The organism is Paracoccus actinidiae (assembly GCF_030863885.1).
Taxonomy (GTDB): domain Bacteria; phylum Pseudomonadota; class Alphaproteobacteria; order Rhodobacterales; family Rhodobacteraceae; genus Paracoccus; species Paracoccus everestensis.
This window is the reverse complement of record NZ_CP132956.1, coordinates 60,147-79,382: the sequence shown is the minus strand read 5'-3', so window position 1 is coordinate 79,382 and position 19,236 is coordinate 60,147. Positions and strand designations below refer to the sequence as shown.

At 66.3% G+C, this 19,236-nt stretch carries 19 protein-coding genes; 8 read left to right on the top strand and 11 right to left on the bottom strand.

Features of this window, described 5'->3' with window-relative positions; all coding sequences use genetic code 11:
* Nucleotides 1–27: 27 nt before the first annotated feature.
* Nucleotides 28–903 carry a 4-hydroxy-tetrahydrodipicolinate synthase gene (dapA, locus tag Q5701_RS00410; RefSeq protein ID WP_234854932.1) on the bottom strand — a complete coding sequence of 292 codons (876 nt, stop codon included), beginning with the start codon at nucleotides 901–903 and terminating at the stop codon, nucleotides 28–30.
* A gap of 126 nt (nucleotides 904–1,029) precedes the next feature.
* On the opposite strand from dapA, the gene Q5701_RS00405 reads away from it, so the two are divergent.
* Nucleotides 1,030–3,078 carry a lytic transglycosylase domain-containing protein gene (locus Q5701_RS00405; RefSeq protein WP_306753223.1) on the top strand — a complete coding sequence of 683 codons (2,049 nt, stop codon included), beginning with the start codon at nucleotides 1,030–1,032 and terminating at the stop codon, nucleotides 3,076–3,078.
* Nucleotides 3,079–3,134: 56 nt separating this feature from the next.
* Here Q5701_RS00405 and Q5701_RS00400 read toward each other — a convergent pair whose 3' ends face one another.
* The 3 genes from Q5701_RS00400 to Q5701_RS00390 all read right to left on the bottom strand — a co-directional run bounded on the left by Q5701_RS00400 (nucleotide 3,135) and on the right by Q5701_RS00390 (nucleotide 5,941).
* Nucleotides 3,135–4,088 carry a DMT family transporter gene (locus Q5701_RS00400; RefSeq protein ID WP_306753222.1) on the bottom strand — a complete coding sequence of 318 codons (954 nt, stop codon included), beginning with the start codon at nucleotides 4,086–4,088 and terminating at the stop codon, nucleotides 3,135–3,137.
* Between the two features lie 81 nt (nucleotides 4,089–4,169).
* Complete coding sequence (locus Q5701_RS00395) at nucleotides 4,170–4,958, bottom strand: inositol monophosphatase family protein (RefSeq protein WP_234854930.1); 789 nt, start codon at nucleotides 4,956–4,958, stop codon at nucleotides 4,170–4,172.
* 68 nt (nucleotides 4,959–5,026) lie between these two features.
* A complete protein-coding gene (locus tag Q5701_RS00390) occupies nucleotides 5,027–5,941 on the bottom strand; it encodes a LysR family transcriptional regulator (RefSeq protein WP_306753221.1) in 915 nt (304 codons plus the stop codon).
* 90 nt (nucleotides 5,942–6,031) lie between these two features.
* Here Q5701_RS00390 and metF point away from each other — a divergent pair, with 90 nt between their 5' ends.
* Entirely contained in the window at nucleotides 6,032–6,901 is an 870-nt protein-coding gene (gene metF, locus Q5701_RS00385; RefSeq protein WP_306753220.1) for a methylenetetrahydrofolate reductase [NAD(P)H], read from the top strand.
* A 60-nt stretch (nucleotides 6,902–6,961) separates the two neighbouring features.
* On the opposite strand, the gene Q5701_RS00380 is transcribed toward metF, so the two are convergent.
* On the bottom strand, nucleotides 6,962–8,116 hold the full coding sequence (locus tag Q5701_RS00380) for a type III PLP-dependent enzyme (protein WP_306753219.1): 1,155 nt from the start codon (nucleotides 8,114–8,116) through the stop codon (nucleotides 6,962–6,964).
* Between the two features lie 182 nt (nucleotides 8,117–8,298).
* On the opposite strand from Q5701_RS00380, the gene Q5701_RS00375 reads away from it, so the two are divergent.
* Nucleotides 8,299–8,730, top strand: a complete 432-nt coding sequence (locus tag Q5701_RS00375; RefSeq protein WP_306753218.1) for an Lrp/AsnC family transcriptional regulator — start codon at nucleotides 8,299–8,301, stop codon at nucleotides 8,728–8,730.
* Here Q5701_RS00375 and Q5701_RS00370 read toward each other — a convergent pair.
* Complete coding sequence (locus Q5701_RS00370; protein ID WP_306753217.1) at nucleotides 8,727–9,356, bottom strand: winged helix-turn-helix transcriptional regulator; 630 nt, start codon at nucleotides 9,354–9,356, stop codon at nucleotides 8,727–8,729. The two genes, Q5701_RS00375 and Q5701_RS00370, sit on opposite strands and share 4 nt — an antisense overlap.
* Before the next feature lie 87 nt (nucleotides 9,357–9,443).
* Between Q5701_RS00370 and Q5701_RS00365 the strand changes: the two genes are divergently transcribed.
* The 5 genes from Q5701_RS00365 to Q5701_RS00345 all read left to right on the top strand — a co-directional run bounded on the left by Q5701_RS00365 (nucleotide 9,444) and on the right by Q5701_RS00345 (nucleotide 15,147).
* Nucleotides 9,444–10,163: a DUF1428 domain-containing protein gene (locus tag Q5701_RS00365; RefSeq protein WP_306753216.1), complete on the top strand. Its 720-nt coding sequence runs from the start codon at nucleotides 9,444–9,446 to the stop codon at nucleotides 10,161–10,163.
* A gap of 5 nt (nucleotides 10,164–10,168) precedes the next feature.
* Entirely contained in the window at nucleotides 10,169–10,957 is a 789-nt protein-coding gene (locus tag Q5701_RS00360) for a VOC family protein (RefSeq protein ID WP_306753215.1), read from the top strand.
* Entirely contained in the window at nucleotides 10,954–11,595 is a 642-nt protein-coding gene (locus tag Q5701_RS00355; protein WP_306753214.1) for a glutathione S-transferase family protein, read from the top strand. The genes Q5701_RS00360 and Q5701_RS00355 overlap by 4 nt, the downstream gene beginning before the upstream one ends.
* 73 nt (nucleotides 11,596–11,668) lie before the next feature.
* A complete protein-coding gene (locus Q5701_RS00350; protein ID WP_306753213.1) occupies nucleotides 11,669–14,758 on the top strand; it encodes a valine--tRNA ligase in 3,090 nt (1,029 codons plus the stop codon).
* Between the two features lie 65 nt (nucleotides 14,759–14,823).
* Nucleotides 14,824–15,147 (top strand): DnaJ family domain-containing protein, encoded by a 324-nt coding sequence (locus Q5701_RS00345; protein WP_306753212.1) that lies wholly within the window; start codon nucleotides 14,824–14,826, stop codon nucleotides 15,145–15,147.
* Here Q5701_RS00345 and Q5701_RS00340 read toward each other — a convergent pair.
* The 5 genes from Q5701_RS00340 to Q5701_RS00320 all read right to left on the bottom strand — a co-directional run bounded on the left by Q5701_RS00340 (nucleotide 15,134) and on the right by Q5701_RS00320 (nucleotide 19,218).
* Nucleotides 15,134–16,237 (bottom strand): pyridoxal phosphate-dependent aminotransferase, encoded by a 1,104-nt coding sequence (locus tag Q5701_RS00340; protein ID WP_306753211.1) that lies wholly within the window; start codon nucleotides 16,235–16,237, stop codon nucleotides 15,134–15,136. The two genes, Q5701_RS00345 and Q5701_RS00340, sit on opposite strands and share 14 nt — an antisense overlap.
* Nucleotides 16,237–16,473, bottom strand: a complete 237-nt coding sequence (locus tag Q5701_RS00335; RefSeq protein ID WP_234854919.1) for an Lrp/AsnC ligand binding domain-containing protein — start codon at nucleotides 16,471–16,473, stop codon at nucleotides 16,237–16,239. Before Q5701_RS00335 ends, Q5701_RS00340 begins: the two co-directional genes overlap by 1 nt.
* Nucleotides 16,474–16,500: 27 nt before the next feature.
* Nucleotides 16,501–17,874 (bottom strand): MATE family efflux transporter, encoded by a 1,374-nt coding sequence (locus Q5701_RS00330; protein ID WP_306755480.1) that lies wholly within the window; start codon nucleotides 17,872–17,874, stop codon nucleotides 16,501–16,503.
* Nucleotides 17,875–17,951: 77 nt separating this feature from the next.
* Nucleotides 17,952–18,299, bottom strand: coding sequence for a hypothetical protein (locus Q5701_RS00325; RefSeq protein WP_306753210.1), 348 nt, complete (start codon nucleotides 18,297–18,299; stop codon nucleotides 17,952–17,954).
* A gap of 1 nt (nucleotide 18,300) precedes the next feature.
* Nucleotides 18,301–19,218, bottom strand: coding sequence for a DnaJ C-terminal domain-containing protein (locus Q5701_RS00320; RefSeq protein WP_306753209.1), 918 nt, complete (start codon nucleotides 19,216–19,218; stop codon nucleotides 18,301–18,303).
* Nucleotides 19,219–19,236 lie beyond the last annotated feature (18 nt).

The window sequence follows — 19,236 nt, the reverse complement described above, 5'->3', positions numbered from 1 at the left end:
CAGTTTTCCGCCCAGGCCCGCCTGCCTTCAGATCAGGCCCGCGTGTTCCAAGGCCGCGTCGATCAGGCGGCGCGTCGGATCGGTCAGCGCCACCAGCGGCAGGCGCACCCGTTCGTCGCACAGCCCCAGCCGCGACATCGCGTATTTCGCGCCGACCAGCCCCGGTTCGACAAAGATCGCGACGTGCAGGGGCATCAGCCGGTCCTGATACTCCAGCGCCTTGGCGTAATCGCCTGCCAGCGTGGCTTCCTGGAATTCCGCGCAAAGCCTGGGCGCGACATTGGCCGTGACGCTGATGCAGCCTACGCCGCCATGGGCGTTGAAGCCCAGGGCCGTGCCGTCCTCGCCCGACAGTTGCACGAAACCTGTCCCGCAGGTCATGCGCTGCTGGCTGACCCGCTCCAGCTTGCCGGTGGCGTCCTTGACGCCGATGATCGTGGGCAGCTTGGCCAACTCGCCCATGGTTTCGGGCGTCATGTCCACGACGGACCGGCCAGGAATGTTATAGATGATGATGGGCAGGTCGGATGCTTCGGCCAGGGCGGTGTAATGCGCGATCAGGCCCGCCTGCGTGGGCTTGTTGTAATAAGGCGTGACGACCAGGGCGGCGTCCGCGCCCACCTCGGCCGCGTGGCGCACCAGGCCGATGCCTTCGCGGGTGCTGTTGGAACCGGCACCGGCGATGACGGGGATGCGGCCATCCACGGCGCGCACGACCTCCTCGATCACCAGACGGTGTTCGTCATGGGTCAGGGTGGGGCTTTCGCCGGTGGTGCCCACCGGGACAAGGCCATGGCTGCCCTGTTCGATATGCCATTCGACCAGCTTTTTCAGCGTGTCCAGGTCCAGCTCGCCGTCCGGGGTGAACGGCGTGACCAGTGCGGGCAGGGATCCCTTGAACATGACACGCTTCCTTGCAGGTGGGTATGGGCAGATGGGTATGGATTGCGCGCCTGATTAACGGGGCAATCGGAACTTGCCAAGGTTGTGAATTGCGTCGGACGCATGGGACGGCGACACAGGGCAGTGATGCGACTTCTGCGCGACATGGTGGCCGCCGGGCTGTTGATGCTTGCAACCCTTGCTCCTGCGCGGGCCGAGGATGCGGGCGCGATGGCGCTTGCCCTGTCTGCCGCGGATGCGCGTGACTGGGTGACGGGCCGCGATGCCGCCCGCAGGTCCGGGCTGATAGCCGAAGCCCTGGTCGGCTGGCAAGCCCTGCGCGCGGGCTATGGGACGCCGGGCGATTACATCGACTTCGTGCGGGCCAATGGCGACTGGCCGGGTCTTGCCCTGCTGCGGGAACAAGGCGATGCTAGGTTGCGTCCCGATCTGCCGCCGCAGGACATCCGCGACTGGTTCAGGGACCGCCTGCCCGAAACGCTGGCGGCGGAAAACGCCTATCTCGCCACATTGGACCCGCAGGCCGCCAAGACCGAACGCGCCCGCTTCTGGACCGCCGTCCCCCTGACCGCGCCCGAGGAGGCGGCGTTCCTGGCCGCCCATGGCCCTGAACTGACCCCCCTGATGACCGCGCGGGCCGTGGCGATGCTGGACCGGCGGGAATGGGCTCAGGCCGAACGCCTGCTGCCGCGCCTGCCCGAACCCGACCGGCCCCTGCTGGCGGCGCGCATCGCCTTGCAGGCAGGCCGCGCGGGCGTGGACGACCTGATCCTGGCCCTGCCCGCCGATGCGCGCACCGATCCCGGCCTGACCATGGACCGTTACTTGTGGCGGGTCGGCGCCAAGCAGCACGAAGGCGCGCAGGCGCTGATGCTGGAGGCATCCACCAGCGCCCAGGCTTTGCGCGATCCGGCCGTGTGGGCGCCGATGCGGGTGGATTATGCACGCCTAGCCATGCGCAACGGCGACTGGTCGCGGGCCGAGGCCCTGGCCCGCCCGCATTTCCTGCCGCCCGACAACCGCCATTACGCGGATCTGGAATGGCTGGCGGGCTTTGCCGCGCTGAAGACGGGGGCTGCGGACCGCGCGCTTGCGAATTTCCTTCATCTGGAAACCGTGGTCGGCAGCCAGATCAGCCGGTCGCGCGCCTTCTATTGGCAGGGCCGCGCGCATGAAGCCCTGGGCGATGGGGCGGCGGACAAGGCCTTTGCCAAGGCGGCGGAACTGCCCGGCACCTATTACGGCCAGCTTGCCGCCGAGCGGATCGGCGCGACCATGCCCGCCGACTATGCCACGCCCGGTCCCCTGCCCGACTGGCGCGCCAGTTCCTTGAGTGGCAACAGCGTCTTCCAGGCGGGGCTGTGGCTGCTGGCGACAGGTCGGGCGGACGAGGCGCAGCGGTTCTTCCTGCACCTGTCGGAAACCGCCGATCCGCAGGACACGCTGCGCATGGCCCGGCTGATGTATGAGGCCGGAATGCCCTGGCACGGGCTGCGCCTGTCAAAACGCGCCGCCGACAAGGGGCTGATCCACCCTGCCGCGCATTTCCCGCTGACCGGCTTGCAGGATGCCGACCTTGAGGTGCCGCCGGAACTGGTGCTGTCGATCGCGCGCCAAGAATCCGAGTTCAATCCCGCAGCCCGCAGCCCGGTGGGCGCGCGCGGGCTGATGCAGGTGATGCCCGCCACCGCCGAACAGATGGCCCGCCGGATCCGCGAACCCTATTCCGCAGCGCGCCTGACCACCGACGGGGCTTATAACGCGCGTCTGGGCGCGGCCTATCTGGCGGGGCTGCGCAACCGCTTCGGGGCATCGACGGCGCTGACGGCATCGGGCTATAACGCCGGGCCGGGGCGTCCGGCCCGCTGGCTGCGCGACTTCGGCGACCTGCGCCGCGACGCCGATCCGGTCGAATGGGTAGAGTTGATCCCCTTTGACGAAACCCGCAACTATGTCATGCGCGTGACCGAGGCGATGCCCGTTTATCGCGCGCGCATCCTGGGCCGTCCCGCCCCCATTGTCCCCACCTGGGATCTGACGGGCGGCGGACTGATGCCGCCCCCTGTGGCCCGGCTGACCCTGGCACTGTCCGCGCGCCCCGTGGAAAAGCCCTTCATCGGCCCAAGGCTGCCCGAGGGATGGCAACCGGTCGCGGTGGAAGCCTCGGCCCGGTAGTGTGCGTGATGTCACGCACCGATCCGCAGGGCCCATGGTTCGTGCAAGCACGCATCCTACGCTGCCCTGATCCTTGTCCGCCACAAGGTGAACAACCCGGCCGCGACCACGATGACCGCGCCGACCACCACGTTCATGTGCAGCACCTCGCCAAAGACCAGCACGCCGATGACGCTGACCCAGACCAGTTGCGTATAGGCGAAGGGTTGCAGGGCCGAAGCCTCGGCCAGTTCATAGGCGCGGATCAGCAGGTAATGCGACAGGGTGCCAAGCACGCAAAGAAGTCCCAGCCAGATCCAGTCGGTCGGCGCCAGCCATTCCCAATGCCAAATCCCCAGGATCGTGGCCGTGACAGCCCCGGCAATGCCCGTCCAGAAAAAGCTGACCTGCGCGGGATCGTCGCGCGACACGTGCCGCGTCAGCAGCCCATAGACCGCGAACATCAGCGCCGATGCGAAGGCCAGCAGCGCGCCCGGATCAAGGGCCGTGCTGCCCGGCTGCAGGATGATCAGGATGCCCACGAAGCCCACGCCAATGGCCGTCCAGCGCTGCCAGCCGACCCTTTCCCCCAAGATCGGCCCTGACAGCGCCGCGACCAGCAGCGGATAGACAGTGAAGATCGCATGGGTGCCGACCAGGTCAAGGCGAACAAAGGCCTCGATCATGATGGTGGTCTCGATCACCAGGATCGCGCCGCGCAGGATTTGCGTCCTGGGCCGCCGGGTGCGGATCGCCCGGCGCAGCCCGCCCGGCTGGCGCGCGACCATTGCGATCACAAAGACCGCAAAGACCCAATAGCGGATCATCACGATCAACAGGGGCGGATATTCGGACCCGAGGATGCGGGAAAACGCGTCCTGGCCCGCAAAGATCAGGCTGGTCGCGCACATCAGGATGATCGCCAGCCCTGTCCGGTCCTGCCTGCCGCCAAGGCCCGCCGGTATCGGCGGCGGCGTCTTGGCGACAACCGCCGAGGCGACATAGGGCAGGTTATCGTGGTCGTTTGGCATGGCGCATTCCCGGGGTCGATCCCCGCCATGCGCCCCCGGTGTCACAAGGTCAAGGCAAGCCGGCCTTGCACAGCCTGCAAATCAGTCGCGCGCGCGGATGATCTTGGCCAAGGGTTCGAAGACCTGCGTATTCGCGGCGATCAGGCGGCCCGATTCCAGCGGGTCATCGCCGTCGCGGATGCCTTCGACAAAGCCGCCCGCCTCGCGCACCAGCAGGATCCCCGCCGCAACGTCCCAGGGCTTGTTGCCGCGTTCCCAGTATCCGTCGTAACGCCCGGCCGCGACATAGGCCAGGTCGAGGGCCGCAGACCCCATCCGCCGCACCCCTGCCGTCAACGGCATCAGCCGCGCCAGATCCTGCAAGGCGGCGGGCAGCGGGCCGCGCCCGGCAAAGGGAATGCCCGTGGCGAACAGCGATTCGTCCAGGCGCCTGCGCCCCGACACGCGCAGCCGCTGGTCGTTCATGAAGGCTCCGCCCCCCTTTTCGGCCACGAACAGTTCATCCTTGGCCGCGTCGAAGATCACGGAGGCGACGATTTCCTTTTTGTGTTCCAGGGCAATGCTGATCGCCCAATGCGGCAGCCCGTGCAGGAAATTGGTGGTCCCGTCCAGCGGATCGACGATCCAGCGGCGCGTCGGATCCTCGCCCGCATCCTCGCCGGTTTCCTCGCCCAGCCAGCCATAGTTCGGACGCGCGCCGCGCAGTTCCTCCTTGATGATCCGCTCGGCTTCCTGGTCGGCCTTGCTGACGAAATCGCCCGCGCCCTTGACGCTGACCTGAAGGTTCTCGACCTCGCGGAAATCCTTGACCAGGCTGCGCCCGGCCTTGCGGGCGGCCTTGATCATGACGTTCAGATTGGCGCTTGCCATGGGATGCTCCGGAAAGGGGTTGGGGCGCGTCATAGGGGCAAGCGGGGGGAATGTGAAGCGCAAGGGCTTCAGGCGGCGGCGCCGCGCAGCATTCGCAGCGGTTCGGTGCGCGACAGGCGCAGGACATGGGCCATATAGGGCTGTGCCAGATCCTCGGATCGCACTGCCGCGTAAAGCCGCCGGATTATCCCGCCGCGGGTCAGGGGCAGCATGGCGATTTCCGCATTGGCGGATTCGCGGCGCAGAACCCAGTCGGGCATCACCGCCACGCCCCGCCCGGATGCCACCAGCATCAGCGACACAGCGGTCAGTTCCACGGTCCGTTGCCGCGCAGGCTCCACCCCGGCAGGCGTCAGGAACTGGCTGAAGACATCCAGCCGCGCGCGGTCCATGGGATAGGCGATCAGCGTTTCCCCGGCCAGGTCGGGCGGGTCGGCAAAACCCTTTTCGACCAGCGGGTGATCGGCGGGCACCACCAGCGTCGGCGAATAATCGAACAACGGCTGATAGGTTACCCCCGCCATCTCCTCGGGGTCGGACGAGATCACCAAGTCGACCTCTTGCCGGGCCAGAGCGGGCAGCGCGCCAAAGGCCAGCCGCTGGCGGATGTCCAGGTCAACCTCGGGCCAGGCGCGGCGGAAGATGTCCAGGACCGGCAAAAGCCAGTCGAAGCAGGCGTGGCATTCCATGGCGATATGCAGCCGCCCGATGCGGCCGGCCTCGACGCCCTTGAATTCGGCCTCGGTGGCCTGGACCATCGGCAGCACCTGTTCGGCCAGACGCAGCAGGCGCATCCCTGCAGGCGACAAGCGCATGGGCTTGGCGCGGCGGACGAACAGATCGACGCCCGCCTGTTCCTCCAGTGCCTTGACCTGATGGGACAGGGCGGATTGCGTGATGTTCAGAACCTCGGCCGCGCGGGCAAGGCCGCCTTGTTCGTGGATTGCGCGAACGGTGCGGAGGTGGCGCAGTTCCAGATGCATGGTGAGACAGGCTCATGTTGATCTTGAGGATTATGAATTTGTCTCACGGAGGCACGCGTGGCACAAGCGGCGAAAGCCAGAGGAATCGCCATGTCCCGCCCCAAGATCAGTTTCGAGTTCTTTCCGCCGAAGACGCTGGATGCGTCCTTCCGGCTGTGGGAAACCGCGCGGGCCCTGGCGCCGCTGGCCCCGGATTTCGTGTCCGTCACCTATGGCGCGGGCGGCACCACCCGCAAGCTGACGCATGAGGCGGTCACGACCATTCACCGCCATTACGGCATCCCGGTCGCCGCCCACCTGACCTGCGTAGAGGCCACCCGGGCCGAGACGATGGAGATCGTGCAGGCCTATGCCGACGCCGGGATCCGGGAAATCGTGGCCCTGCGCGGCGATGCGCCGAAGGGACAGGACCGCTTTACCCCGCATCCCGACGGCTTTGCCGATTCCGTCGAACTGATCGGCGCGATCGCCGCGCGGGGCGACATGACGATCCGGGTGGGGGCATATCCCGAACCCCATCCCGACAGCAGCGGCGGGGACGCCGATGTGTTCTGGCTGAAGCGCAAGATCGACGCGGGCGCCACCAGTGCGATCACGCAGTTCTTCTTTGACGCAGACACGTTCTTCCGGTTCCGCGACCGATGCGCGGCAGCGGGGATCGAGGCGCCGGTCATTCCCGGCATCCTGCCGATCCAGGGATGGGCGGGCGCCAAGCGGTTCGCCGCGACTTGCGGAACCAGCGTGCCGGGCTGGGCAGAGGAAGCGTTTTCGAAAGCCGCAGCCGCAGGACCGGCGGCCGAACGGGTGGTGTCGGAACGGGTCTGCGTCGATCTGTGCCGCGCGCTGCTGGACGGCGGCGTGGACCGGCTGCATTTCTATACGCTGAACCGGCCCGACCTGACCCTGGCGGTGTGTTCGGCGCTTGATGTGGAACCGCTGGATCTGGGTGCGGTTGCCTGAGGCCGGGGGACTTCACGTCCCCCGAGCCCCTGTGGGATATTCAGGCCAAGGTAAAAGTCTTTATTCGAAGCCCATCACGGTTGCGCGGGTCATGGCGCCAAAGCCGTTGAAGCGGGTATTGGTCACCACCGAATAGGCGCCCGCGCCGTGGAAGATGACGTACTCATCCTCGGCGATGTCGTCGGGCAGGGTCAATTCGCCCGGCAGGCGGTCCACCGAATCGCAGGTCGGGCCAAAGATGACGCGGCCGTTGCGCTCGCCTGTGCGGGGCTTGCCTTGGGGGGTCAGCACCTCGATCCGGTCGATATTGCCGATGATCGGCAACTCCGCCAAGCCGCCATAAACGCCGTCGTTCAGGAACACGTTGGTGCCGTCGCGCACGCCCTTGACGCGGGTGATCAGCGCATAGGCGTCGGCGCAAAGCCCCCGGCCCGGCTCGCAGACAAGTGCGGGGGCGTTGTCGCCGAAGCATTCCGTCACCGTGTCGCCGATTTCCGTGAAGATCGATTCCAGGTCGGGTTCCACCCCCACCACCCGGTGCGACGGAAAGCCGCCCCCCACGTTCAGCCGCTGTGCCTGGACGCCCGCCGCATCGCAAATCTCGCGTGCGACGCGGATATAGCTTTCCCAGGCAATCGGGTCGGTGCATTGCGTGCCCGGATGAAAGGTCAGCGAGGCGACATAGCCCCGTTCCGCCACCAGCCGCAGCAACTCGACCACCAGGTCCGGCGTCGCGCCGAACTTCGACCCGAAGTCATAGGCCGCGCCCAGCACAGGCAGCTTGAAGCGGGGCGAGATCTCGACCCCCTGCCCGTCCACATGGGTCGGGACCTGTTCGAACAGCTTGTCCAGTTCGCTGCGGCTGTCCACCGACCAGGCAAGGACGCCTTCGCGCACGGCATGGGCGATCTCTCGCTGCGAACGGACGGGGTTGTGGTAATGGCGCGCGGCGCGGGGGGCCAAGCGGCCGATCAGGTCGATCTCGAACGGCGAGGCCACATCAAAGCCCTGGATACCGGCGGTCACCAAGTTGTGGATCACCGCCTCGTCCGGGTTGGATTTCACGGCATAGGTCACCAGGCCCGGAAAGCCCTTCAGGAACTGCCGCGCCCGGTCCTGCAACACGGTGGGCGCGAAAGCCATCACCGGATGGTCCGGCTGAAGATGGCGGATGATCTCGGCCGGATTGTCCCAGACGGTCTTCTGAGTTCCCATTCTGTGGGATCCTTTCGCGCGTTCGATGTGGCAGCAAGATGGTCGGGCGACAGATGGAAGGTCCGAATCCCAGAATGGCGCTTTTGGGTTCCAGTTTCACCGATGAAAAGCCTAGAACTGCATCTTCTGCCAGTTACTATGACGAAACTTGTGACGTTTTGACGAAAGCATGGACCAAGCCGGTGGATGATCTGGATCGCAACATCGTGGCGCTGCTGTCGCAGGATGCCCGCACCTCCATCGCCGTGCTGGCGCGGCGGCTGAAGGTGGCGCGGTCCACCCTGCAGGCGCGGCTGGAACGGCTGGAAACATCGGGCGCCATCGCCGGATACACCCTGCGCCTGGGCGAGGCCGCGAAGGGGGGCCGCATCCGCGCCACCGTCATGCTGGCGATCGAGCCGCGCAGCCAGCCCGCCATCCTGGCGCGGCTGAAGGCGATGCCACAGGTCGAACGCATCCACACGACGAGCGGGCGGATCGACCTGCTGGTGCAGATCGTCAGCAGTTCGACCGCCGAACTGGACGAGGCCTTGGACCGCATCGGCGCCATCGATGGCATCCGGTCTCAGGAAAGCCTGATCCATCTGACCACGAAACTTGACCGGGCGGTTTAACGCAACCGGAACAGGTCCACGAAACCCTGGGCCGCCCCCGCATCGCCCGCCAGCCCGATGGATCCGTCCCGCGCCAGATCGGCCAGCGGCACCGGGCCATAGACCGCCCGCGCGAGGGCGTTGCCCGTTCCCGACAGCGTGAAATCCGACGCATCCGCCCCTGCCCTGGGGTGCAGGCTGCCGCCCGTCAGACACAGCGTGAACGCCTCGGACCCCATCGTCAGGGCCGCCGTCACCTGCCTGTCCGTCGGACGGATCATCGCCGTCATGGAAATCACCAAGGCCGTCGGGCTGATGAAACGGCCCGGATCATGTCCCGGATGCGCGGCACCCCAGCGGCACATGGTCTGCAAGACCGGCATCAGCCCGCGCCCCGAATCGGTCAGCGCATACAGCCCGTCGCCATGCGTGATGACGCCCGCCTCTGCCAACTGCCCCAGCCGCTGCGTCAGGACCGCCGCGGTAACGCCGGGCAGCCCGTGGCGAATCACCTGGAACCGCTTGGGCGCCAGCATCAGTTCGCGCACGACCAGCAGCGCCCAGCGGTCGCCCATAATGTTCAGCGCGTGGGCGGCAAGGCATCCCTCGTCATAGCGGATGCGCGGTTTTTTGCGGTCTTTGGTCATGCCCGAGACTATCAGTTGCTTTTTAATACTGCAACTGCGACGCTGAGTCGCATTCGGGGCCGCGATGCCCAGAGCGGAGGAGTTCCCATGACCTATGTTTCCGGTTTCGTTGCAGCCGTCCCTGCCGCCAACAAGGACGCCTTCATCGCCCATGCCAAGGCGGGCTGGCCCTGGTTTCAAGAACGCGGCGCGCTGCGCATGGTGGAATGCTGGGGCACGGATGTGCGGCACGGCAAGCAGACCGATTTCTATCGCGCGACCCAGGCCCAGGAGGACGAGGTGCCGCTGTTTTCCTGGGTCGAATGGCCTGACCGGGAAACCTGCGACGCAGCCTGGGCCAGCATGGAGGACGGCAGCGACCTGCCCGAGATGCCAGAAATGCCGTTCGACGGAAAGCGCATGTTCTGGGGCGGCTTCGATCCGGTCGTTCAGGTGGGCGAAAGCAGGCCCGGCAGCTATGTCCAGGGCTTTGTCCTCGCCGCGCCCGAGAGCAGCAAGCAGGCCTATATCGACATGGCCAACAGCGCGAGCGCCATGTTCCAGCGGATGGGCGCCCTTTATCAGGCCGAATGCTGGGGCGCCGATGTGCCCCGTGGCAAGCAGACCGACTTTTATCGTGCCGCCGATGCAAGAGAGGGCGAGGTGCCCGTTTTTGCCTGGATCGAATGGCCCGACCGCGCGACCTGCGACGAGGCGGCCCGCAAGATGGAATCCGAGATGGAGGGCCAGGATATGCCGGATATGCCCTTTGACGGGATGCGGATGTTCTGGGGCGGCTTCACGCCGGTCTTCGACAGCAGGGGGTAAGGACCATGGCAAGGATACATGGCCATCCCGTGTGGTTCGAACTTGCGACCGCGCAGGGGCAACTGTCGGCGGCGGGCGAGTTCTATGCCTCGGTTTTGGGCTGGCGGATCGTCGACAGCGGGATGGCGGGGTTCACCTATCACCTCGCCCGCACGGATGGCGGCATGGTGGCGGGGCTGATGGAGATGCCGGACGATGTTTCCGGAATGCCGCCGGCATGGACGCTGTATTTCGGGGTCGGTGACGCGGACCGGGCGGCCGCCGATATCCGCGCGGCGGGCGGGCGGATATTCCGCGAACCCGCCGACATCCCCGGCACCGGGCGCTTTGCCGTGGCCGCAGACCCCCAGGGCGCGGCTTTCGGCATCCTTGCGCCCCTGCCGATGGACGATGGCCGCGCAACCCAAGCCTTCGACCAGCAAAAGGCCGGGCACGCCAACTGGACCGAGTTGATGTCCAGCGACCCGGCGGCGGGCCTTGCCTTTTATGCCGGGATTTTCGGCTGGACGGCGGGCGAGGCCATGGACATGGGCGCGATGGGGACATACCAGCTGTTCCGCCATGACGGCGGGGACATCGGCGGCATGATGGGCCTGGGCAATGCGCCCCGGCCTTGCTGGCTGGCCTATTTCGGGGTCAACGGCGTCAACGATGCGGTGGGGCGCATTCGCGACGCAGGGGGCACCGTCCAGAACGGGCCGACCCCGGTTCCGGGCGGCGCCCATATTGCGGTGGCCACGGATCCGCAGGGCGCCTGGTTCGCCGTGGTTGGCCCGTTGGAGACAACGGAATGACCCTGGTCCTGACCACCTATGACTGGGTGCCGGATTTCCCGCGCGGTTTTGTGCGCGACATCCGCGTCCGCTGGCTGCTCGAGGAACTGGGGCGGCCCTATCAGGTCGAAACCGTGCCGCTGCGGGAAAAATCGCCCGATCACATCGCACGGCAGCCCTTTGCGCAGGTGCCGTTCATCCGGGAAGGCGACCTGACCTTGTTCGAATCGGGCGCGATCCTGCTGCATCTGTCCGAAGGCACGGCGCTGGTGCCGGATGCGCAGCGCCCGCAGGTGCAGCAATGGCTGATCGCCGCGCTGAACAGCGTCGAACCCTTTGCCATGGCCTGGATCATTCCCAAGTTCTTTGAAAAGGACGAGGCTGGCGCCGCCCGGCGCGAACCCTTGCTGCGCCAGCGGCTGGGCCAGTTGCAGTCGGCACTGGGCGGGAAGGACTGGTTGATGGGGGACGGCTTTACCGTGGCCGACCTGCTGATGGCCGACATCCTGCGCATCCCGGCGCAGAACGGGATGCTGGACGACCTGCACGGCCTTGCGGCCTATGCGGAACGTGCCACCGACCGCCCGGCCTTTCGCAAGGCTCTTGCCGACCATCTGGCCCATTGGCGCGCCGCGGACGAGAAACGATCCCCGGCATAGGTCCATGCCGTAACCCTTGGCCTTTGCCCCTGCTTTCGCTAATCCCGTTTCCAAGCGAAGGGGATCTGCCAAGATGAGCATGGACAAAAGCTTTGACGCCACCGCTGCCGAGGCGCGGATCGGCGCGGAATGGGAACGTCGGAACGCATTTGCGGCGGGTGCCAATGCCCGGCGCGCGGAAACATTCACCGTGATGATCCCGCCCCCGAACGTCACCGGCAGCCTGCATATCGGCCATGCCTTCAACAACACGCTGCAGGACATCCTGGTCCGCTGGCACCGGATGCGCGGCTTTGACACGCTGTGGCAGCCGGGCCAGGACCATGCGGGCATCGCGACCCAAATGGTCGTGGAACGCAAGCTGGCATCCGAGGGCAAGCCGCCCCGCCGCGACTGGGACCGTAAGGACTTCACCGACGAGATCTGGCGGTGGAAGGGGGAATCCGGCGACACGATCATCAACCAGTTGAAGCGGCTTGGCGCATCGTGCGACTGGTCGCGCAATGCCTTCACCATGTCGGGCGCCCCCGGCGCGCCTGCGGGTGAGGAAGGCAATTTCCACGACGCGGTGATCCGGGTCTTTGTGGATCTTTACAACAAGGGCATCATTTATCGCGGCAAGCGACTGGTGAACTGGGATCCCCATTTCGAAACCGCGATCAGCGACCTGGAAGTCGAGAACCGCGAGGTTCCCGGCCATATGTGGCATTTCAAGTATCCGCTGGCGGGCGGCGAAACCTATGAATATGTCGAACGAGACGCCGACGGGAATGTCACGCTGCGCGAGGTGCGCGACTATATCTCCATTGCGACAACCCGGCCCGAGACGATGCTGGGCGACGGCGCGGTGGCGATCCATCCCGACGATGCCCGCTATGCCCCCATCGTCGGCAAGCTGTGCGAGATTCCGGTGGGGCCAAAGGAACACCGCCGCCTGATCCCGATCATCACGGACGAATATCCCGATCCGAATTTCGGGTCGGGCGCGGTCAAGATCACCGGCGCGCATGACTTCAACGACTATGGCGTGGCGATGCGCAACAACATCCCGCTTTACGCGCTGATGGACAGCAAGGGCGCGATGCGCGCGGACGGGTTGCCTTATGCCGACAGCGCCGCCATCGCGACCCGCGCCGCGCGCGGCGAGGATGTGGGGGACGTGTCCGACGTGAACCTGGTGCCCGAGGATCTGCGCGGCCTTGACCGGCTCGAGGCGCGGCGGCGGGTGGTTGACCAGATCAATGCGGACCGGCTGTCCGTCACCTGGCTGCACAAGGAAATCGACAAGGATACGGGCGCCGAACATCTGGAACGCCGTCCCCTGGTCGATGCCAAGCCGATCATGCAGCCCTTTGGCGACCGGTCCGGCGTGGTGATCGAGCCGATGCTGACGGACCAATGGTTCGTGGACACCGCCCGCATCGTGGGTCCGGCGCTTGATGCCGTGCGCACGGGCCGGACCGAGATCCTGCCGGAACAGCACAAGAAGGTGTATTTCAACTGGCTTGAGAATATCGAGCCCTGGACGATTTCCCGCCAGCTTTGGTGGGGGCATCAGATCCCGGTCTGGTATGGCCTGGATCTGTCGCCCGAAGGCCAGGTGGATGACGACCGCGACGGCGCATTGGACAACGTGGAAATCTTCGCTCTGCTAGAGGAAGGCCTGGTTCATCGCGGCGAAATCCACCATGCCGCCGCCAGTTTCCCCGATGTGGCCGAACAGTTCCGCGACGCCATCGCAGGACTGCCCCAGCCCCTGGAAATCGCCCGCATCGTCGAATGCACCGACCGCGAGGCCGCCGTCGACGCCTTCACCAAGGGGTTGGCCGATTACAACCTGACCCAGGATCCGACCCGGCTGGTCTATCCCGTCTGGCGCGACCCGGACGTGCTGGACACCTGGTTTTCCTCGGGCCTGTGGCCTTTGGGCACGCTGGGCTGGCCCGAGGACACGCCGGAACTGCGCCGGTATTTCCCGACAGACGTGCTGGTGACGGGCTTTGACATCATCTTCTTCTGGGTCGCTCGGATGATGATGATGCAGCTTGAGGTGGCGGGCGACGTGCCCTTCCGCACGGTCTATGTCCACGGCCTTGTGCGCGACGAAAAGGGCGCCAAGATGTCGAAGTCGAAAGGCAACGTCATCGACCCGCTGTCGCTGATCGACGAATATGGCGCCGACGCCTTGCGCATGACGCTGACCGGCATGGCCGCGATGGGCCGCGACCCCAAGCTGGGACCGAAGCACGTCGAAGGTGCGCGCAACTTCGTCACCAAGATCTGGAACGCCACCCGCTTTGCCGAAATGAACGGCGTGCGCGGCGGCGGCGGGCTGCCGCAGCCCCGGCACACCGTGAACCGCTGGATCATCGGCGAGGTGGCGCGGATCCGCATCGCCACCGATGACGCGCTTGCGACCTATCGCTTCAACGATGCGGCAAACGGGCTTTATGCCTTTGTCTGGGGCAAGGTCTGCGACTGGTATGTAGAATTCGCCAAGCCCCTGTTCGACGGCGACCATGCGGACGAGACCCGCGCCACGATGGGCTGGGTTCTGGACCAGTGCTATCTGCTGCTGCATCCGATCATGCCCTTCGTGACCGAGGAGCTGTGGGCACTGACCGGGGACCGGTCGAAGATGCTGGTCCATGGCGAATGGCCCGCCTATGGCGCCGAATTGATCGACGCCGATGCCGACCGCCAGATGAACTGGATCATCGCCCTGATCGAAGCGGTCCGGTCGGCCCGTGCCCAGATGGGCGTTCCGGCGGGCGCCAAGCTGGACTTGATCGTGACCGAGGCCGATGCCCCGGCCCGTGCGGCGCTTGCCGCCAATGCGCCCTTGATAGAACGCCTGGCCCGCGTGAATGCGCCGGCTGATGGCGCGGCGGGACGCGGCATGATCGCGGTCGCGGCCCCGGGGGCCAGCTTTGCGCTGCCAATCGGCGAGGTGATCGACGTGTCTGCGGAAACCGCGCGGCTGCAAAAGTCGCTGGCGAAATCCGAAAAGGATGCGGACGGGTTGCGCAAGCGGTTGGGCAATCCGAAATTCGTTGAGAATGCCGAAGCCGAGGTGATCGAGGAAACCCGCGACAAGCTGGCCGCCCTGGACGACGACCTCTCGCGGCTGAGGGCGGCGCTTGCGCAGCTTGCCGCAATGTGAACACGCCCCTGCCGGTGGCCCTTGGGGATCGGCGGGATTTTCGACCGGAGGCCGGGGGTGGGGCGATGGGCTGGCTTGAACGGATCGCCGAGAGGATGATGCTGAAGGCCAGGGCCGAGGGAAAACTCTCGGGCCTTGAAGGCGAAGGCAAGCCTTTGCCCTATCGCCCGGCGGGCGAGGACGGCACGGCAGTAGGCTTTCGCATCATGGCACAGGCGGGCGTCCTGCCCGAGGAGATCGTTCTGAAAAAGCAGGTCATCGCCGCGCAGCAGCGGCTGGCCACCCTGCGCGAAGGCCCGGAACGCGCGGCCCTGCTGGCCGAGATCGCGCGGCTTCAGATGCGCCAAGCCATCGCCGAGGAAGACCGCCGCCGCTTTATGCGCGAGTGATCGACTGGATCGCCTGGGGCAGCGCCCCGGCCAGGATATCCAATTCGGGATCTGGCGCACAGCTGATGCGGATGCAGCGGTTCAGGGGCGCCGTGCCGGGCATTCGGATGAAGACCCCTTCCGTTGCAAGCGCATCGACCAGGCGGCGGGCAAAGGCGCCGTCGCGGCCGGTATCCACGGCGACGAAATTGGTCGCGGATGGCAGGGCGGTCATGCCATTGCCGGCGGCAATGGCTGCGATCCGGCCGCGCGCCCGGTCCACTTCTGCGACCGCCTGCGCCAGCCAGTCCTGATCCGCCAGGGCGGCAAGCGCGCCGATCTGGCTGGTGCGGTTCATCCCGAAATGGTTGCGCACCCGGTCAAAGGCGGCGATCAGATCCGGGTGGCCGATGGCGCAGCCCACTCGGGCGCCCGCCATGCCATAGGCCTTGGAAAACGTGCGCATCCGGATCACGCGGGGATCGTCGGCCGCGATCTTCGGAATGGCGGAGGCGGGGGCGAATTCGGCATAGGCCTCGTCCAGCACCAGCAGCGTATCGGGTGCAAGCCCGTCCAGCATCGCGGTTATCGCCGTGCCGTCATGCCAGCTTCCCATCGGGTTGTCGGGATTGGCCAGATAGACCAGCCTGGCCCCGGTCTGCCGGGCGCGGTCCAGCAGGGCCTGGGGATCCTCGGCGTCGTTGCGATAAGGCACCTTGTCCAGGACGCCGCCAAAACCCGCGACGTGGAAATTGAACGTGGGATAAGCCCCGTCCGACGTGACCACGACATCACCTGGCTCGACGGTCAGCCGCACCAGCAGGCCCAGCAGCGCATCGATCCCCTCTCCCACGATGATATTGTCGGCCCTGACGCCATGATGCGCGGCAAGGGCGTGGGTCAGGTCATGGCTGGTCGGGTCAGCGTATTTCCAGACCTCACCCGCCGCCGCCTGCATTGCCGCCACGGCGCGCGGGCTGGGACCGAAGCCGTTCTCGTTGGCCCCCAGTCGCGCGGCAAAGGGGCGGCCGGCCTGCCGTTCCAGCGTTTCGGGGCCGACAAAGGGCACGGTCGCGGGCAGGTTTGCGGCGATCGGGGCAAGGCGAACCATCAGAAGGCGCGAAAGGTCATGGTGGTCAGGGTGCGGCTGATATGGGGAATGTCGAACAGCTTGTCCGACAGGAAGCGGCCGACATCCTCGTCTTCCGGGATATAGACCTTGGCGATCAGGTCGTAATCGCCCGAGGTGGAATAAAGCTCGGACACAACCTCGCGGTCATAGATGGCCTCGGCGACCTGATAGGTCTTGCCAGGCTCGCAGCGGAACTGAACAAAGACGGGTCGCATGGGCTCTCCTCTACAATCGGGCGCAGATTAGACCGCGAGTGCCGGACCGGTCCAGACCCCGCGCGCGTGTCCCCGCCAAAAGCGCGCCATCAGCAGCACGGCGGCCACTGTCAGCCCGATGCACAGACCCAGCCACAGCCCGGCAGGGCCGAAGCCCAGGGGAAAGGCCAGGCCCCAGGCGACCGGCATCCCTATCACCCAATAGCTGAAGCCCGCGATCCACATCGGCACGCGCGTGTCATGCACCCCGCGCAGGAATCCAAGCGCGATGACCTGGAAGGCATCGGTCAGCTGGAACAGCGCCGCATAGACCAGCAGCGCCGCGCCAAGCGCCACGATGGCAGGCCCGCGCGGATCGGCGGGGTCAAGGTAAAGCCGCACCAATCCTTCGCCAAACAGCAGGTAGATGGTGATCGCAAGCGCGGCAAAGACCAGCGACAGGGCCGTGACGGTCAGCGCGGCGTCCCGCATCCAGGCGGCATCGCCGCGGCCCTTGGCCTGGCCCACGCGCACCGTGGCGGCATTCGACAGGCCCAGATGCACCATGAAGGTGATCGAGCAGATTTGCAGCGCGATCCCGTGGGCCGCCAGTTCCTGCGTGCCGATCCAGCCCATCATCAGGTTCGATCCGACAAACAGCCCGCCCTCGGCCACCATGGTCAGGCCGATGGGCCAGCCCAGGCGGAACACCTGGCGCATGGCCTGGCCGTCCGCTTTCCAGAACCGCTGGAACAGATGGTATTTGCGCGTGGCGGGCAGCCAGCGGGCATAGATCACCAGCACGACAAGTTGCAGGGTTTGGACGGTCACGCTGGCGATGGCCGCGCCGCGCACGCCCAGTTCGGGAAAGCCCGCGTTGCCGAAGGTCAGCAGCCAGATCAGCGCGATATTTACCGGCAGCCCGGCCAGCGTCACCCACATCACCACCTGCGCCCGTTCAAGCGCCGCCAGATAGGAATTGAGCGCCAGGCCCCCCAGCATCGGCAGCAGGCCCCAGCCCGCGATGCGCAGGAAATCCTGCGCCAAGGCGGCAACCGTTTCCGTCTGGCCAAGCGCCAGAAGGATCGGCCCGGAAAACCAGAACAAGGGCAGGCACAGGACCGCATGGATGGCCGACAGCCACAGCGCCATGCGGGCAGCGCGGCGAACCTCGGTTTCATCGCCGCGCGCGATGGCGGTGGCGATCAGGCCCATCACGCCGGTGCCATAGCCCATGCCCAGAAAGAACAGGATATGGATCATCGAGGTCGCGATCACCAGGGCCGCCAGCGCATCGACCCCGTACCAGCCCAGCATCACCGTATCGCTGACATGGATGCCCATGCGTGCCAGATGGCTGCCGATCAGCGGCAGGCCCAGCGACAGGGTCGCGGCGATATGGGGAACGAAGCGGGACATCATTTCGCCATAGCGCGACAGGCACCGCTGCACAATCTGCAAGTCCTGCAGGCAGTTCCCTGGCCTTGTTGAAACTGCCGTCAGCCCTTGCCGATGACCCTGACGCTGCGGACATGGGCCATGATGCGGCCGCGCACCTCGTCGGGCTCGGTCGCGACCGCCTGGATCAGGGCGCGCATATCGCCGCGCGCCGTGTTCAACTGGTCGATCAGCGACATCACCATGCCCAGCACGTCGTCGGGCAGGTCATAAACATCGCTCAGGTCGCAAAGCAGTTGCAGACGCGCTAGATCGGCCTCGGTGAAGGCGGCGCCTTGGGGGGTGACGACCGGGTTTACGACATGGGCCGCGACAAAGCCTTGCAGGCGCCGGGGATCGAGGCCGTCCAGGATCGCAATCGCTTCGGTTTCGGTAAAATGGCGGGTCATGTCATCTTTCCCCCGCCTTCATCCCGGCGCGCGGGTCATAGGCATGGTCCCTGCGCCAGCCTTCGAAAAACCGGGCCAGGTCGTCGTCCACCCGGGGCGGCATGACGATCTTGAGTTCCACCTGCTGATCGCCACCGTTGATGCCGCGTCCACGCAGCCGCAGCTTTTGCCCTGTGGTGGCGCCCCGGGGGATCGTCAGGTTGACCGGCCCGTCGATGGTGGGAACCGCGACCTTGCCGCCCAGGACCGCCTCGTCCAGGCTGATGGGCAGGGTCAGCAGGATGTCGTCGCCTTCGCGCCGGAAATCGGGATGCGGGGCCACGCTGATCGTCAGGTAAGCGTCCCCCGGCCCGCCCTGGCCCAGCCCACGGCCCCCCTTGCCCTTCAACCGGATGGTCTGGCCGTCGCGGGTGCCCTTGGGGATCGTCACCTCAAGATCGCCGCCTTCTGGCAAGGTGATGCGGGTCTTGCCGCCCTTGGCGGCTGTCAGGAAATCGACGGAAAGCGAAAAGCGGTAATCCTGCCCCCTGACATGGAAATCGCGCGGATCCTCGGGGCCGCGCTGACGGCCGCGCCGCCCGAACAGGTCCGCAAACACATCCGACAGGTCGGGATCGGATTCGAAGCCATAGCTGCGGGCATAAGGGTTGCCCGCAGCCTCGGCATGGTCGCGCCAGGGGCGGCGCTGCGCGCGTTCCTGGCCTTGGGCGTCGATCTTGCCCGCGTCGAACTGGCGGCGCTGTTCGGGATCCTTCAGCAGGTCATAGGCGGCGGACGCGGCCTTGAACCGGGCCATGGCGGCGGGATCAGGGTTCAGGTCGGGATGGTCCGACTTGGCGATCCTGCGATAAGCCTTCTTGATCTCGGCATCCGTCGCCGATTTTGTCAGTCCCAAGGCCTCGTACGGATCGCCCGCCATGTCCTGTCCCCCATTTCA